The organism is Halomonas sp. BL6 (genome assembly GCF_006228115.1).
GTDB classification, from domain to species: domain Bacteria; phylum Pseudomonadota; class Gammaproteobacteria; order Pseudomonadales; family Halomonadaceae; genus Vreelandella; species Vreelandella piezotolerans.
The window spans coordinates 105,354-120,312 of sequence record NZ_VDGL01000007.1; the positions used below are offsets into that span (position 1 = coordinate 105,354).

Consider the following 14,959-nt stretch of genomic DNA (forward strand, 5'->3'; position numbering starts at 1 on the left):
TTAAAACCGCATCTGTTTGTTTCTATACTATTTAACGGGCCCTCGATGGCCTGCTCCCCGACCAGTCTAAGGATGAAGACGATGAAAACAGTGCGTGCTTACCTCTCGACCCTTTTGATTGCTGCGTTAGTGCTGACCAGCCTGCCCGTCGTGGCGGCCCCTACCGCTCCACAAGGTATGGATCTGGTCTCGACGCAGTCTGTTTTGGCAGGCGACCGTGCTGGCGCTGACCGCGAGCGTATCAACGAAATCCTCGCCCGTGCCGATGTGCAAGATCAACTGCTCAAACAGGGCGTCAATCCCGCCGATGTCGAGGCGCGTGTTGCAGCCCTTAGCGATGCCGAAGCTCAGCAAATGGCACAGCAGCTCGAACAACTGCCTGCCGGTGCCGGTGTGATCGGCGCGCTGTTCGCGGTATTCGTCATTCTGCTGGTAACGGACATCCTAGGGTTAACCGATGTTTATCCGTTCACTCGCTAACGTATTGGTGACCATGGACCGTTCCGTTAACGCCCGCTCTGCGGGCGTTTTGGTGTTGAGCCTGCTGATCCTGCTGCTAACTGGCTGTGCTCGCAGCCCCGTGCTGCTGGAAAGCACCAAAGCAAGCCTTACTCCGCAAACCGAGCTTACCGACGTGCCGTTTTACGCCCAAACCGAGTATCAGTGCGGCCCGGCAACCCTGGCGATGGTACTCAATCACGAAGGCGTGGACGTCGGCTTGGACGAGCTGATTCCTCAGGTCTTTTTACCGGGCCGAGATGGCAGCGTGCAGCCAGAGATGTTGGCCACGGTACGCCGCTACGAACGGCTGGCGATTCCCATTCGCGGCACCATGGATGCCCTGCTGACGCATCTGGAAGCTGGCGACCCGGTCGTCGTGATGCAGAACCTCGCCCTGCCCGCCTTTCCCATGTGGCACTATGCGGTGGCGATTGGTTTTGATTTGCCGAACGAAACGCTGGTTTTGCGCAGCGGTGAGATCGAGCGGCATACCCTATCGTTTAGCCGATTCGATGCGACCTGGGCTCGCTCTGAGCGCTGGGGCTTTGTGGTCAGCGAGCCGGGCAGCCTACCCGAGGGCGTAACCGCACGTAATGCTCTGGAAGCGATTAGCGCCTATGAAGAGCAGCATGGCGCCGAGAAGGCACTGAGTAGCTGGCAGGCGTTTGTCGAGCGCTTCCCGCAAAACCCGATGGGGCAGTTTGCGCTAGGGAATGCGCTGTATGCCGACCAGCAGGCGAGCGCGTCACTGAGCGCGTTCAAGTCTGCCACGGAGCTAGACCCCACGATGGGCGCAGCGTGGCTGAACCTCGCTATTTTGCAATACCAACAAGAGCGCATCGACGACGCACGAGCATCGCTTGAGCGTGCCGCTGCGCTCGAAGGCGAATGGCAGCCCCGTGCACGGCAGCTGCTGGAGTCGCTGTAAAGGCCTAACCGTGGGAAAGTGGTGTGGCAACAGGAAGGGGGGCATCAGCCCCCTTTTTATGGGCGCTTAAAAAACGCGATTCAAACCGTTTTGCGCGGCGACCCGGTAAGCTTCGGCCATGGTCGGGTAGTTGAAGGTAGTGTTAACGAAGTACTTGAGCGTATTCGCCTCGCCCTCTTGCTGCATGATCGCCTGGCCGATATGCAAAATCTCGGAGGCTTGGTCACCAAAGCAATGGATACCCAAAATTTCTAGCGTGTCCTGGTGGAACAGGATCTTGAGCATGCCCACGGTATCGCCGGTGATCTGAGCACGGGCGGTGTCCTTGAAGAAGGCCTTGCCCACTTCGTAGGGCACTTTGGCTTCGGTCAACTCACGCTCGTTGGGGCCAAAGGAGCTGATCTCGGGAATCGTATAGATACCGGTCGGTACATCGCTAACGAAGCGGTACTCTTTCTCCAAGAGCTCGTTACAGGAGTTCAAGCCCTGATCGTAGGCGGCGCTGGCCAGGCTTGGCCAACCGATCACGTCCCCTGCCGCATAAATATGCGGGATCGACGTTCGATAGTGTTCATCGACGCTAAGCTGGCCCCGACCGTTGGCCTCTAGGCCGATGTTCTCGAGCCCCAAACTGTCAGTGTTCCCCGTGCGGCCGTTGGCCCAAAGAAACGCATCGGCGCGGATTTTCTTGCCGGATTTCAAGCGGACCACCACGCCCGCCTCGTCACCCTCGACGCTCTCGTACTCTTCCTTATGACGAATTAGTACGCCATGTTTGCGTAGGTGGTACGAGAGCGCATCGCTGATCTCGTCGTCCAAGAACGACAGCAGGCTATCGCGGTTGTTGATCAGATCGACTTTGACGCCCAACCCCGAAAAGATGGAGGCGTACTCACAGCCAATGACACCGGCGCCAAAAATCACCAGCGTACGCGGGGTATGGGAAAGGCTTAGGATGGTATCGGAACAGTAGATGCGCGGATGACGGAAGTTGATATCCGCCGGGCGATAAGGGCGTGAGCCGGTGGCGATGACGATTTTCTTGGCCACTAACTCTTCCATCCCCTCTTGGCGGTCGCGAACGACGACAGTATGTTCGTCTTTGAAACGCGCGACGCCGTGAAAGAGGTCGATTCGATTGCGCGCGTAGAATGTCGTACGCATTTCGACCTGTTTGTCGATCGTGCCGCGCGAGCGCTCCATGACTTTGGGAAAAGAGAACCAGCGCGGTTCACCGATATCGCGGAACATCCGGTTGGTATTGAACGCCATGATCTGCTTGACCTGGTGGCGCAGCGCTTTGGAAGGAATGGTGCCCCAGTGGGTGCAATTACCACCGACCTGGGTCTGTTTCTCGATGATCGCCACCCGCATACCGTGTTTGGCAGCATTGATGGCAGCGCTTTCCCCGGCGGGACCGGTCCCGATAACCACGACATCGTAATTGTGAACCGCCATACGGTTTGGATCTCCTCATTCCTTTATATTTTCGCCAACACATACGTAAACGCCCGCGATTAAGCGAGCGTTGAACGTGTGTGCGTGTATATCATGAATCACTAGCCGTGATGCGGCTCAACGGCGTGTCGCATCATAGCCTAGGTCTGCTCCGCGGCTTTCGTCGCTGCGACGGCGCACGCTGCCGCGTTTGCGGTTCTCTTCTTCGCAAACCTCGTCTTTGCCACCGCAAATATCGCAACCCTCTTTCATGCCGATTTGGTTCAAGCCGCCGCAGGAGCCTGCAATGGGTTTACGGCCCATCAAAACACCGACGGCCATGGCCCCCATGATCAGCGCCATAAAACCGAATACCAGTAGCCAAATTGCCATGTGGTCCTCCCGACATTGCGTTGAGTGCCTTACCTGCCGACAGCCATCGCGCCGATAAGTGCCTTAAAAATTATTTTCTATTGTACCCCAGCCAATGCAAAATGATCAGGCATTCCGGGCAAATTCCCCACGATGTGCATGTCGATCACTCCATAAACGAACGGGGCTAGCCCTAAGGCTAGCCCCGTGTCTAACGTCTGCGGATGCGACATTAGCCGCCGAAATCATCCAACAGGATGTTTTCCGGTTCGACCCCCATATCAAGCAGCAGCTTAATAACGGAGGCGTTCATCATGGGCGGCCCACACATGTAGTACTCACAATCTTCAGGAGCCGGGTGGTCCTTCAGGTAGTTTTCGTAAAGCACGTTGTGAATGAAGCCCGTCGGGCCTTCCCAGTTGTCTTCCGGCTGCGGATCGGAGAGCGCCAGATGCCACTCGAAGTTGGGGAACTCTTCTGCCAGCTGATCGTACTCTTCGTTGTAGAAGGTTTCACGCCAGGAGCGCGCACCGTACCAGAACGAAATCTTACGATCGGACTTCAGACGCTTGAGCTGGTCGAAGATATGGCTACGCATCGGCGCCATGCCCGCACCACCACCGACGAAGATCATCTCGGCATCGGTGTCTTTGGCGAAGAACTCACCAAACGGCCCCATGACGGTCACCTTGTCACCCGGCTTCAGGCTGAAGACGTAGGTCGACATGAGACCCGGGGGATGGCTGGTGCCAGGAGGCGGCGTCGCGATACGAATGTTGAACTTGAGGAGACCTTTCTCTTCCGGGTAGTTCGCCATGGAGTAGGCGCGGATGATTTCCTCGTTGTTCTTGTGGGAAATGTCGAACAGACCAAACTTTTCCCAGTCGCCACGGTACTCTTCTTCGATATCGAAGTCCGAGAACTTGATGTCGTAAGGCGGAGCTACGAGCTGAACGTAACCACCTGCACGGAAAGCGACTTCTTCGCCTTCGGGCAGCTTCAAGTTGAGCTCTTTGATGAAGGTCGCGACGTTCGGGTTGGCCGTTACTTCGGTTTCCCACTTCTTCACGCCGAAGACTTCTTCCGGCACTTCTACTTTCATGTCCTGCTTCACAGGAACCTGACAAGAGAGGCGCCAGCCTTCTTTCTTCTCGCGCATGGTGAAGTGCGACTCTTCCGTCGGCAGGATAGAACCGCCGCCCTCTTCCACGCGGCACTTGCACTGGGCGCAGGAACCGCCGCCGCCACACGCAGAGGAAAGGAAGATACCGTTGGCCGCCAGGGTGTTCAGTAGCTTGCCGCCGGCTTGGGTCTTCAGGGTGTGCTCGGGGTCGCCGTTGACTTCGATCGTCACGTCCCCGCTACTCACTAGCTTGCTGCGCGCTGCCAGAATGATCGCCGTTAAGCTAATAACGATGACCGTGAACATGACAACACCGAGCAAGATGACAGATGTATCAACCATGTCGGTTTCCTATTGCTGAAGGTTTTCTGTACCTCGGCAGCCTAGGCTGCCGAGAAAACCGGCTCCGATTAAAGCTGAATGCCAGAGAAGGACATGAAGCCCAGCGACATCAAGCCAACGGTGATAAACGTAATGCCAAGACCCTGCAGACCGCCCGGCACGTCGCTGTACTTCAGCTTTTCACGAATGCCTGCCAGCGCAGCGATCGCTAGCGCCCAACCGGTACCCGCGCCGAAGCCATATACCACGGCCTCGCCAAAGTTGTAGCTACGCTCCACCATGAACAGTACGCCACCGAGGATGGCGCAGTTAACGGTAATCAGCGGCAGGAAGACACCCAGGGCGTTGTAAAGCGACGGTACGTACTTATCAAGGAACATTTCCATGATCTGTACCAGGGCCGCGATAACACCGATGTACGAGAGCAGACCCAGGAATGACAGGTCGATGTTTTCAGCACCGCTAATGCCGGTCCAGGTCAGCGCACCTTCTTGCAGCAGGTACGTGAATACCAGGTTATTGACCGGCACAGTGATCGTCAGTACGACGATGACGGCAATACCGAGACCGATGGCAGAAGACACCTTCTTGGATACCGCGAGGAACGTACACATGCCCAGGAAGAAGGCAAGTGCCATGTTCTCGACGAATACCGAAGCGACGAAAAGGCTCAGATAGTGTTCCATGTTACACGGCCTCCTTCGGCTTGGTGTTGTGCTTCATCTTGAACTCGTTCTCTTCGACTTGCTCCGGGTTGACAGAGCGCAGTACCCAGATCAACAGACCAATGATGAAGAAAGCAGACGGCGGCAGCAACAGCAGACCGTTCGGCACGTACCAGCCACCATTCTGAATGGTCGGCAGCACGGTGAAGCCGAAGACGCTGCCAGCACCCAGCAGTTCGCGGAAGAAACCTACCACCATCAGGACGAAACCGTAGCCCAGGCCGTTACCGATACCATCCAGGAACGACATGCCCGGCGTATTGGACATCGCGAAACCTTCCGCGCGGCCCATTACGATACAGTTGGTGATGATCAGACCGACGAACACCGACAGCTGCTTGGACATTTCGTAAGCATAGGCTTTGAGGATCTGGTCGACCACGATGACCAACGAGGCAATGATGGTCATCTGAACGATGATACGAATCGAAGACGGAATGTGATTCCGAATCAGCGATACGAACAGGTTCGAAAAAGAGGTTACGAAAATAACCGCCAGCGACATGACCAGCGACACGCTCATGCTGGTGGTCACCGCCAGTGCAGAACAGATCCCCAGAATCTGAAGCGCAATGGGGTTGTTCTTGAAAATAGGCGCCGTTAAAACGCCTTTTGCATTTACATCCGCCATGATCAGGCCCCCTCAACGTCGTCGAAGTCAGTCTCGGTGTCTTCGGCGTCTGATGGCTCGGTTCCGCTGCGGAATTTAGCCAAGTAAGGAGCAAAGCCCTCTTCACTCAGCCAAAACTGCAGCATGTTGGTCACGCCGTTACTGGTCAGCGTAGCACCGGAGAGCGCATCGACTTCGTGCTCGTTACTCGCACCGCCTTTGGTCAGGTGGATTTCAGGAGAGAGGTCGCCCTCTTCGCTGTAGATCTCTTTACCTTCCCACTGGGCTTGCCAACGCGGATTGTTGACTTCGGCACCCAGGCCCGGCGTTTCACTGTGGTCGTAGTAAGTGATACTAACGATGGTGTTGCCGTCACCTTCTACCGACAGGAATCCCATCATACGGCCCCACAGGCCCTGCCCACGAATAGGCAGAACGATCTGGTCAGGATTCTCAGGATCGCCTACTAGGTACACAGTCGCGAAATTTTCTACGCGCGAGAGTCCCGCGATGTCACGATCGCCAGACAGCGTACGGCCAGTGGCCGGATCGCGTGCAGCTTCGAAACCATCGAAGGTACTGGGGTCGAACTGTTCGGTGTAGTCACCGGTTTCCAGCTCGACGACGCGGGCAGTGATCTGATTGCTGAACGTCTCTTCCACATCCATTCCTGGCTCGTAAAGACGCGCCACGTTGAGGATGTTGGTTTTACGGTCCAGCTCCTGATTGAGCTGCTGCGCTGGGCGCAGTGCCACGGCCGCCGTCGAGACGATGACCGAGCACACGATACACAGCGAGAAAGCGACAATCAGAACTTTCTTGATGGAGTTGTTACCTTGTGCCATTAGGCAGTCTCCTCGGCCGGTACGCCAGTACGCTTGAGACGGCGCTTAACATTGGCCTGGACGAAGTAGTGGTCGATCAGCGGCGCAAACAGGTTGGCGAACAGAATGGCCAGCATGATGCCTTCCGGGAAAGCCGGGTTGACTACGCGGATCAAGACCGTCATCACACCGATCAGGGCACCGAACACCAAGCGACCTTGGTTGGTCATCGCGGCAGACACTGGGTCGGTCGCCATGAACACCATACCAAAGGCAAAACCACCAATGACGAGGTGCCAGTACCACGGCATCGCGAACATGGCATTGGTCTCGGAGCCGATCAGGTTGAACAGCGTGCTGGTGATCACCATGCCCAGGAAGACGCCCAGCATGATGCGCCAGTTGGCGATCTTGGTCCAAAGCAGTACGGCGGCACCGATCAGGATAGCCAGGGTCGAAACTTCACCCACGGAACCTGGCACGAAGCCCAGGAACGCATCCCACCAGCTATAGGTGTTGGTCAGCGCAGACATACCGTCTTGGAACGCCATGGAGAGCGCTGTCGCACCCGTGTAGCCATCGGCGGCGACCCACACTGCATCACCGGAAATTTGCGCCGGATAAGCAAAGTACAGGAACGCGCGACCCGTCAACGCGGGGTTCAGGAAGTTCTTACCCGTGCCGCCAAAGATCTCTTTGCCGATCACGACGCCAAAGGTAATCCCCAAAGCGACCTGCCAAAGCGGGATGGTGGCCGGCAGAATCAGCGCAAACAGCACGGAGGTCACGAAGAAACCTTCGTTGACTTCATGGCCACGCTTGATGGCAAACAGCACTTCCCAGAAACCACCTACGACGAACGTCACGAGGTAAATGGGCAGGAAGTAAGTCGCTCCAAGAACGAAGTTAGCCCACAGGCTGCTGGGATCATGACCGCCCGCGAGGGTCATCATGATGGCTTCGCGCCAGCCGTTCATGGAGGCATAACCCGCTTCGATGGCAGTGTTCGCCTGCCAGCCTGCGTTCCACATACCGAAGAACATGGCCGGGAAGGTACACATCCATACCGTGATCATGATGCGTTTCAGGTCGACGCCATCACGCACGTGAGCGGTGGTTTTTGCAACGCTGGGGGGCGAGTAGAAAATCGTATCTACCGCTTCATAGAGCGGGTAGAACTTTTCGTACTTACCACCTTTGTGAAAGTGCGGCTCGAGATTATCGAGTGTTTGTCGAATACCCATCATCAGGCCTCTTTCTCGATCATGGTGAGATTGTCACGCAGGATTGGGCCGTACTCGTATTTGCCGGGGCAAACGTAGGTACATAGCGCCAGATCCTCTTCGTCCAGCTCAAGACACCCAAGCTGCATGGCAACCTCAATGTCGCCCACAATCAGCGAACGCAGCAGTTGCGTTGGCATGACATCCAACGGCATGACGCGTTCGTAGTTACCCACCGGCACCATGGCTCGCTCGGAACCATTCGTCGAGGTGGTCGGCGCGTAATTGCTCAGGCCTTTGATTTTTGAAAGATAGATGCCCATCACCGAGTGGCGATTGGCACCGGGAGAGAGCCAACCCATGAACGTGCGCTTGTTGCCCTCTTCAAGCAAGCTGACTTGGTTGTGGAAACGCCCCAAGTAAGTCACCTTGCCTTCTGCGGCAGCGCCAGAGAAGACCGAGCCAGAAATCACACGGGTGTCTTCTGGTTGGATGATTTCACCTGCCAAGAGTTCCTCGGTGCTCGCCCCGATACGGGTGCGCAGCAGACGAGGCTTTTCAGCACGCGGGCCACCCACCGCAACGATGCGGCTCATGTCCAGCTTACCTTCGGTAAACAGCTTACCGAACGCAATCACGTCCTGATAACCGATGTGCCACACTTTTTTGTGCAGCGCGACGGGCGAAAGGTAATGAATATGCGTGCCTACCAAGCCTGCCGGGTGCGGCCCAGCGAAACTTTCTGTCTTGACGCCGCTAATATCGCCGCCGGGTACGGAAGCGTTTGCTCCGGTGCACAGAAAAACGTTGCCCTCGGTCAGGCGGGTTAGCACCTTGAGGCCGTCTTCGAATGCTTGAGCATTTTCGTTGATGATAAAGGCGGGGTCAGCGCTCAGCGGATGAGTATCCACGGCGGTGACGAAGATATCGGCAGGCACACTGTCGATAGCTGGCGTGCGTGAGAAAGGACGCGTACGTAGAGCGGTCCACATGCCAGACTCGACGAGCTGGTCGACAACGGTTTGACGATCGAGCTGTGCTAAAGCGCCACGATCATGAGAAGCAAATGTCATCGCTTCTTCATTTTCATCGACTTTAATGACCACAGACAGTAGACGTCGTTTTTCGCCACGGTTAATAGCGACCACTTCACCACCGGCAGGCGCCGTAAAACGAACGCCGTCGATTTTCTTGTCGGTGAAGAGAAGCTGGCCTAATTTGACCTTATCCCCTTCCTGAACTTCCATGGTTGGCTTCATGCCAACATAGTCAGTGCCCAGGATTGCCACGTGACGCACAGGCTGCGCATTGTCAATACGCTGCTCGGGCGCTCCCGTGATGGGGAGATCCAGGCCTTTTTTGACTTCGATCATAGTCTCGCCCAGTTGATGGATCGGATATACGAAGGTAAGGGGTTCGAATGCTTATTTTCTGTTCAGTGAATTCTTGTTTTGCTGTTCAGATCGTTACCAGTCAGGCTCAAGCACGCTTGAACCACCCCGAAAAATCTATCGCATTATAAAGATAAGCGCGGCCAATGACCACATCCCTGATGGCCTCCAAAAGTGCTATGTGCCGTTCTAGGCCATTTGTTTCTGGAACAAAAAAACGCCACCCGAGGGTGGCGTTGGTCAAACCGATGTCGCTGATACGCTAATTTAGCGCTTACCGCGTCTATAGCCGCATCGGCTTAGTGTGGCAGCTTCAAAAATTGCACGTTGGACATGTGCTGCAGAATGCGAATGACCTGGCAGCTATAGCCAAACTCATTGTCGTACCAAACGTACACGACCGCGTGGTTGCCGTTGGCAATGGTCGCTTTGGCATCAACGATGCCCGCATGGCGGTTGCCGACGAAATCCGACGAGACCACCTCGGCCGAGTCGACGAAATCGATCTGTTTTTGATAAGCGGAATCGATGGACATACGACGCAGATAGTCGTTGAGCGCTTCGGCGTCGGTGCCTTTCTCCAGGGTCAAATTTAGAATCGCCATGGAGACGTTCGGCGTGGGCACGCGGATGGCGTTACCGGTCAGCTTGCCTTCCAGCTCCGGCAGCGCCTTGGCAACGGCTTTGGCAGCACCGGTTTCGGTCAGCACCATGTTCAGTGCTGCGCTGCGGCCGCGACGATCGCCCTTGTGGTAGTTATCGATGAGGTTCTGATCGTTGGTGTAAGCATGGACGGTTTCCACGTGCCCCGTCACCACGCCAAACTCATCGTTGAGCACCTTGAGAACCGGCACGATGGCGTTGGTGGTGCACGATGCCGCCGAGACGATACGGTCGCTATCGCCGATCGACTCGTGGTTGATACCGAACACGATGTTTTTGATATCGCCTTTACCTGGAGCGGTCAGCAGCGCTTTTGCTGCTCCTTTACACTCCAAATGTTGCCCCAGGCCCGCTTCGTCGCGCCAGATACCGGTATTGTCGACGATGACCGCGTTGTGGATGTCATAGGCGGTGTAGTCGATGTCACTCGGAGAATCCGCATAGATCACTTGGACCACGTTGCCATTGATGGTCAGGGTACGCGCATCGGCATCGACAGTGATGGTACCATCGAACGGGCCGTGCACAGAATCACGGCGTAGCAGGCTAGCGCGCTTCTCTAGATCTTTAGCAACGTCCCCGCGACCACGCACCACAATGGCACGTAGACGCAATAGGTTACCGCCACCGGCTTTTTCGACCATGACCCGGGCCAGCAAGCGTCCAATGCGCCCAAAACCGTAAAGCACTACATCTTTTGGCTCACCCGTGCTGGCACCCGGCTGGTAGCCGTCGATGATCTCGTTCAGCTCCTTGTTCAAGAAGGCATTCAGGTCACCGCCACCTTGCCGCTTGAAGCTGACCGCCAGCTTGCCTACATCTACGTGGGCAGGCCCCAGGTTCATCTCGCTCATCGCCTTAACGATGGGAAAGGTATCCGCCACGGACAGCTCGGTCCCTTCGATCTTACGCACGAAACGGTGATCTTTGAGAATGCGAATGACCGACCGCTTAATCAGAGAGCGTCCGAACATCGTGGCCACAACGTTGTTCTGGCGATAGAGCTGCCCCACTAGTGGGATCATTTGCTCCGCCAGAGCTTCATTGTTTTGCCATTCTTGAAAAACGTTTTCGAGCGCTTGCTGACTCACGTGCGGCCTCATTGAGTTATGAACGGGGATGTCCCGAGTATTATCCGGAGCTTATTAAGGTGCCGCAATGAATGGATAGTCGCACAACATGTAGGGGTATTACAGAAAAAGGGTATTGACTACAAACGCCAATGATGCAGCGACCAAGCGATCTTAACGCCCCATGGCGCCAAAGCCTCTGCGCCAAAGGGCGGATCGTGTATGATCTTGGTTCCGTTTCTGCGCAAAACGATACCTTAATTATGTCTTCTTTCTCTCTGCTCGAACCGCCTCAGCCGCAAGGGATACGCGACACGCTTTACCTGAAAGCGCCGCCGGGCAGTGCGACTGCCTTGGCGCTCGCTCAGACAGCCTCCCATGCGCCACTGCTGGTGATCACCCCCAACACAGCCAGCGCGCAGCGTCTGGAGCAGGATCTGGCGTTTTACAGCAGCGTGCCCGTACTCCCCTTGCCCGATTGGGAAACGCTGCCCTACGACAGCTTTTCGCCGCACCAGGACATCATCTCTGCGCGGCTGAGAACGCTGCGCCAATTGCAAGATGGTGTGCGCGGCATCGTGCTCGTGCCGATCAATACGCTCATGCAGCGCCTGCCGCCGGTCTCCTATATCGCTGGCCGCGTAATGACGCTCAAGGCTGGCGCTACGTTAAACCGCGAGACGTTTCGTGAATCGCTCTCCCGGGCAGGCTATCGTGCGGTCGAAACGGTGTACGAGCCAGGCGAGTACGCCATGCGTGGCGCCATCATCGACCTGTTTGCCATGGGCATGGACGAACCGATCCGCATCGATCTCTTCGATGACGAGATCGATACACTGCGCCACTTCGATCCTGGCAGTCAGCGTTCTACGGACAAAGTCGACACCATCGAGCTGCTGCCCGCACATGAGTACTCGTTGAGTCGTAGCGCGATTGCCTGCTTCCGCGAACAGTTCGAAACGCTCTTCGACGTCGACCCGCGCCAGTGCCCACTCTACAACGACGCGCTGAAAGCGATCCCCTCTCCCGGGCTAGAGCAGTACTTACCGCTGTTCTTCGACGAAACCGCCTCCCTGTTCGAGCACGTCACCGACGACACCCGCGTCGCCCTTCTGCCAGGCGTATTTGAAGCTGCCGAGCAGCACTGGCAGGCCATCGAATCGCGTTATGTCAATCTTGGCGTCGACCCGACGCGCCCGCTCCTGCCGCCCCATCGCGCTTTTTTCCCGGTCAACGAGGTGTTTTCCGCCATCAAAGCGCGGCCGCGCCTGGAGCTCACCGAGGACGACACCCAGCGCCACGCGCTGAGCCCACTGGCACAAGCCCTACCTACCCTCTCGATCAACGCCCGCGCCAAGCAGCCGTTGAGCGAGCTGGCCAATTTTTTGGAACAGCACGCCGACACCCGTGTGCTGTTCGTCGCGGAATCCCGCGGACGTCGGGAAGCCCTGGAAGACGTCCTCGCTCCGCTGAAACTGTCGTTGCCTCATAGCGACAGTTTCCAAGCATTCTTGGCCGGCACCCAACGCATGGCGATTACCGAAAGTTTGGTCGGCAGCGGCCTCTGGCTCACCGAGCCGGATGTGGCGGTGATCAGCGAAACCGAGCTGTTTGGCGACGTGGTGCGCCAAAGCCGTCGGCGGGAAAAGGCCACCGACGACAATGAATTGGCGGTAAGACACCTCTCCGAATTGCGCGAGGGCGCGCCGGTGGTTCACCAGGCCCACGGCGTGGGTCGCTACCTGGGGTTGGAAACCCTAGAGGCAGGCGGTCAGGCCAATGAGTTTCTTGCCCTCTCCTACGCCGACGGCGCCAAGCTGTATGTGCCGGTGGACAGCTTACACCTCATCTCCCGCTACAGCGGCGCCGATGACGAGCTCGCCCCACTGCACAAACTGGGCTCCGATCAGTGGGAAAAAGCCCGTCGCAAAGCCGCCGAGAAAATCCGCGATACCGCTGCCGAGCTGCTCGACATCTATGCGCGCCGCGAAGCCCAGCAGGGCGTGATTTACGAAACGCCAGGGGAGGAGTACGTGCGCTTCGCGGCCAGCTTCCCCTTCGAAGAGACACCCGACCAGCAGGCGGCCATCGAGGCCGTCATCGGCGATATGGTGTCGCCCCAGCCGATGGACCGGGTGGTGTGCGGTGATGTGGGCTTCGGTAAAACCGAGGTCGCCATGCGGGCGGCATTCCTCGCCGTGCAGTCCGGCCGACAAGTTGTGGTACTGGTGCCCACCACCCTGCTAGCGCGCCAGCATTTCGAAAACTTCCGCGACCGCTTTGCCGATACCGCCGTCAATATCAGCTTGATCTCGCGTTTTACCGGCGGCAAAGAGATGACCCAAACGCTGGAGAGCATCAAAAGTGGCCAGACCGATATCGTCATCGGCACCCACAAATTGCTTTCAAAGAGCGTCGAACTACCCAAAATGGGCCTGTTGATCATCGACGAGGAGCACCGCTTCGGCGTCGCCCAGAAAGAGAAGCTCAAAACCCTGCGAGCTGAAATCGACATTCTCACGCTAACGGCCACGCCGATTCCTCGCACGCTCAACATGGCCATGAGCGGCATCCGCGATCTGTCCATCATCGCTACGCCTCCCGCTCGGCGCCTGTCGGTCAAAACCTTTGTGCAGCAGCGAGACAACAGCGTCATCAAAGAGGCGCTGCTGCGGGAGATTCTGCGCGGTGGCCAGGTGTACTTCTTACACAATGAAGTCAAAACCATCGAGAACGCGGCTGAACAGATTCGCGAACTGGTACCCGAGGCGCGCGTGGCCGTGGCCCATGGCCAGCTCCCTGAACGCAGTCTCGAGCGTGTCATGTCAGACTTCTATCATCGCCGTTTCAACGTGCTGGTTTGCTCGACCATCATCGAAACGGGGATCGACGTCCCCAGTGCCAATACCATTCTGATCGAGCGAGCCGACAAGTTTGGCTTGGCGCAACTTCACCAGCTGCGTGGCCGCGTGGGACGCAGCCATCATCAGGCTTATGCGTATCTACTGACGCCGCCCCCCAAAGCCATGACCCGCGATGCGGTCAAACGCCTCGAAGCCATCAGCGCGTCCGACGATCTCGGCGCAGGCTTCACACTGGCCAGCCACGATATGGAAATTCGCGGCGCCGGAGAGCTTTTGGGTGACGAGCAGAGCGGCCAAATGGAAACCATCGGTTACACTCTCTACATGGAGATGCTGGACCGAGCGGTGAAGGCCATTCGCGCGGGCAAAACGCCCAATATCGACGCCCCCTTCAATACCGGCGTCGAGATTAGCCTTAATCTGCCCGCCTTGATCCCAGATGACTACGTGCACGACGTACAGCAGCGTCTTGTCATGTACAAACGCATTGCCAACACTCAGTCGGATGCCGAGCTGAAAGAGCTCCAGGTGGAGCTAATCGACCGTTTCGGCCTACTCCCCCAGCCGTTGAAAAACCTGATACGCCAAACCAAGCTACGCCACCGAGCCGAGCAGCTCGGCGTGGCCCGCATTGAAGCGGGCGAACAGCGCGGGCGAGTGATCTTCAATAGCAGCACCGAGATCGACCCGCTAACGCTTGTCACCCTGATCCAGACATCCCCCCAGCACTACCGCCTGGACGGCTCAGACACCTTACGATTTGAATTTCCAATGGAATCGGCCGAACAGCGTTTCGAAAAGATCGAAACCCTGCTCACGACCCTCAATCAAAAAGTAGCGGCAGCGTGAACCTTGGGGCAAACTTATGTTTAAGCAGCACACATCG

At 57.0% G+C, this 14,959-nt stretch carries 12 protein-coding genes; 3 read left to right on the top strand and 9 right to left on the bottom strand.

All coding sequences use genetic code 11. The features are described 5' to 3' along the window. The first annotated feature begins 81 nt into the window (after positions 1–81). Both FHJ80_RS14850 and FHJ80_RS14855 read left to right on the top strand, forming a co-directional pair. On the top strand, positions 82–480 hold the full coding sequence (locus FHJ80_RS14850) for a PA2779 family protein (RefSeq protein WP_139528106.1): 399 nt from the start codon (positions 82–84) through the stop codon (positions 478–480). Between the two features lie 13 nt (positions 481–493). Next, a complete protein-coding gene (locus tag FHJ80_RS14855; protein ID WP_255303970.1) occupies positions 494–1,429 on the top strand; it encodes a PA2778 family cysteine peptidase in 936 nt (311 codons plus the stop codon). Between the two features lie 66 nt (positions 1,430–1,495). On the opposite strand, the gene sthA is transcribed toward FHJ80_RS14855, so the two are convergent. From sthA to FHJ80_RS14900, 9 genes are all read right to left on the bottom strand, one after another. Next, a complete protein-coding gene (gene sthA, locus FHJ80_RS14860) occupies positions 1,496–2,887 on the bottom strand; it encodes a Si-specific NAD(P)(+) transhydrogenase (protein WP_139528108.1) in 1,392 nt (463 codons plus the stop codon). A 117-nt stretch (positions 2,888–3,004) separates the two neighbouring features. Further along, the gene (gene nqrM, locus FHJ80_RS14865; protein WP_139528109.1) at positions 3,005–3,259 is read right to left on the bottom strand and encodes a (Na+)-NQR maturation NqrM; all 255 of its coding nucleotides are present in this window, start codon (positions 3,257–3,259) and stop codon (positions 3,005–3,007) included. A gap of 211 nt (positions 3,260–3,470) precedes the next feature. Next, the gene (nqrF, locus tag FHJ80_RS14870) at positions 3,471–4,703 is read right to left on the bottom strand and encodes an NADH:ubiquinone reductase (Na(+)-transporting) subunit F (protein WP_139528110.1); all 1,233 of its coding nucleotides are present in this window, start codon (positions 4,701–4,703) and stop codon (positions 3,471–3,473) included. Positions 4,704–4,771: 68 nt separating this feature from the next. After that, positions 4,772–5,389 carry an NADH:ubiquinone reductase (Na(+)-transporting) subunit E gene (gene nqrE, locus FHJ80_RS14875; RefSeq protein WP_044628064.1) on the bottom strand — a complete coding sequence of 206 codons (618 nt, stop codon included), beginning with the start codon at positions 5,387–5,389 and terminating at the stop codon, positions 4,772–4,774. Position 5,390: 1 nt separating this feature from the next. After that, complete coding sequence (locus FHJ80_RS14880) at positions 5,391–6,059, bottom strand: NADH:ubiquinone reductase (Na(+)-transporting) subunit D (RefSeq protein ID WP_139528111.1); 669 nt, start codon at positions 6,057–6,059, stop codon at positions 5,391–5,393. A gap of 2 nt (positions 6,060–6,061) precedes the next feature. Continuing rightward, positions 6,062–6,883: a Na(+)-translocating NADH-quinone reductase subunit C gene (locus tag FHJ80_RS14885; RefSeq protein ID WP_139528112.1), complete on the bottom strand. Its 822-nt coding sequence runs from the start codon at positions 6,881–6,883 to the stop codon at positions 6,062–6,064. Then, positions 6,883–8,109, bottom strand: a complete 1,227-nt coding sequence (locus FHJ80_RS14890) for an NADH:ubiquinone reductase (Na(+)-transporting) subunit B (RefSeq protein ID WP_139528113.1) — start codon at positions 8,107–8,109, stop codon at positions 6,883–6,885. Before FHJ80_RS14890 ends, FHJ80_RS14885 begins: the two co-directional genes overlap by 1 nt. Continuing rightward, a complete protein-coding gene (locus FHJ80_RS14895) occupies positions 8,109–9,458 on the bottom strand; it encodes a Na(+)-translocating NADH-quinone reductase subunit A (protein WP_139528114.1) in 1,350 nt (449 codons plus the stop codon). The genes FHJ80_RS14890 and FHJ80_RS14895 overlap by 1 nt, the downstream gene beginning before the upstream one ends. Before the next feature lie 317 nt (positions 9,459–9,775). Further along, positions 9,776–11,230 carry a glyceraldehyde-3-phosphate dehydrogenase gene (locus tag FHJ80_RS14900; RefSeq protein ID WP_139528115.1) on the bottom strand — a complete coding sequence of 485 codons (1,455 nt, stop codon included), beginning with the start codon at positions 11,228–11,230 and terminating at the stop codon, positions 9,776–9,778. 242 nt (positions 11,231–11,472) lie between these two features. Here FHJ80_RS14900 and mfd point away from each other — a divergent pair, with 242 nt between their 5' ends. Continuing rightward, positions 11,473–14,922, top strand: coding sequence for a transcription-repair coupling factor (mfd, locus tag FHJ80_RS14905; protein WP_176558255.1), 3,450 nt, complete (start codon positions 11,473–11,475; stop codon positions 14,920–14,922). Positions 14,923–14,959: the final 37 nt, after the last annotated feature.

Coding starts and splice junctions, on each gene's coding strand:
- FHJ80_RS14895 (WP_139528114.1), bottom strand. CDS start 9,458: ATGATCGAAGTCAAAAAAGGCCTGGATCTCCCCATCACGGGAGCGCCC.
- nqrM (WP_139528109.1), bottom strand. CDS start 3,259: ATGGCAATTTGGCTACTGGTATTCGGTTTTATGGCGCTGATCATGGGG.
- FHJ80_RS14885 (WP_139528112.1), bottom strand. CDS start 6,883: ATGGCACAAGGTAACAACTCCATCAAGAAAGTTCTGATTGTCGCTTTC.
- nqrE (WP_044628064.1), bottom strand. CDS start 5,389: ATGGAACACTATCTGAGCCTTTTCGTCGCTTCGGTATTCGTCGAGAAC.
- FHJ80_RS14855 (WP_255303970.1), top strand. CDS start 494: ATGGACCGTTCCGTTAACGCCCGCTCTGCGGGCGTTTTGGTGTTGAGC.
- FHJ80_RS14880 (WP_139528111.1), bottom strand. CDS start 6,059: ATGGCGGATGTAAATGCAAAAGGCGTTTTAACGGCGCCTATTTTCAAG.
- sthA (WP_139528108.1), bottom strand. CDS start 2,887: ATGGCGGTTCACAATTACGATGTCGTGGTTATCGGGACCGGTCCCGCC.
- FHJ80_RS14890 (WP_139528113.1), bottom strand. CDS start 8,109: ATGATGGGTATTCGACAAACACTCGATAATCTCGAGCCGCACTTTCAC.
- mfd (WP_176558255.1), top strand. CDS start 11,473: ATGTCTTCTTTCTCTCTGCTCGAACCGCCTCAGCCGCAAGGGATACGC.
- FHJ80_RS14850 (WP_139528106.1), top strand. CDS start 82: ATGAAAACAGTGCGTGCTTACCTCTCGACCCTTTTGATTGCTGCGTTA.
- nqrF (WP_139528110.1), bottom strand. CDS start 4,703: ATGGTTGATACATCTGTCATCTTGCTCGGTGTTGTCATGTTCACGGTC.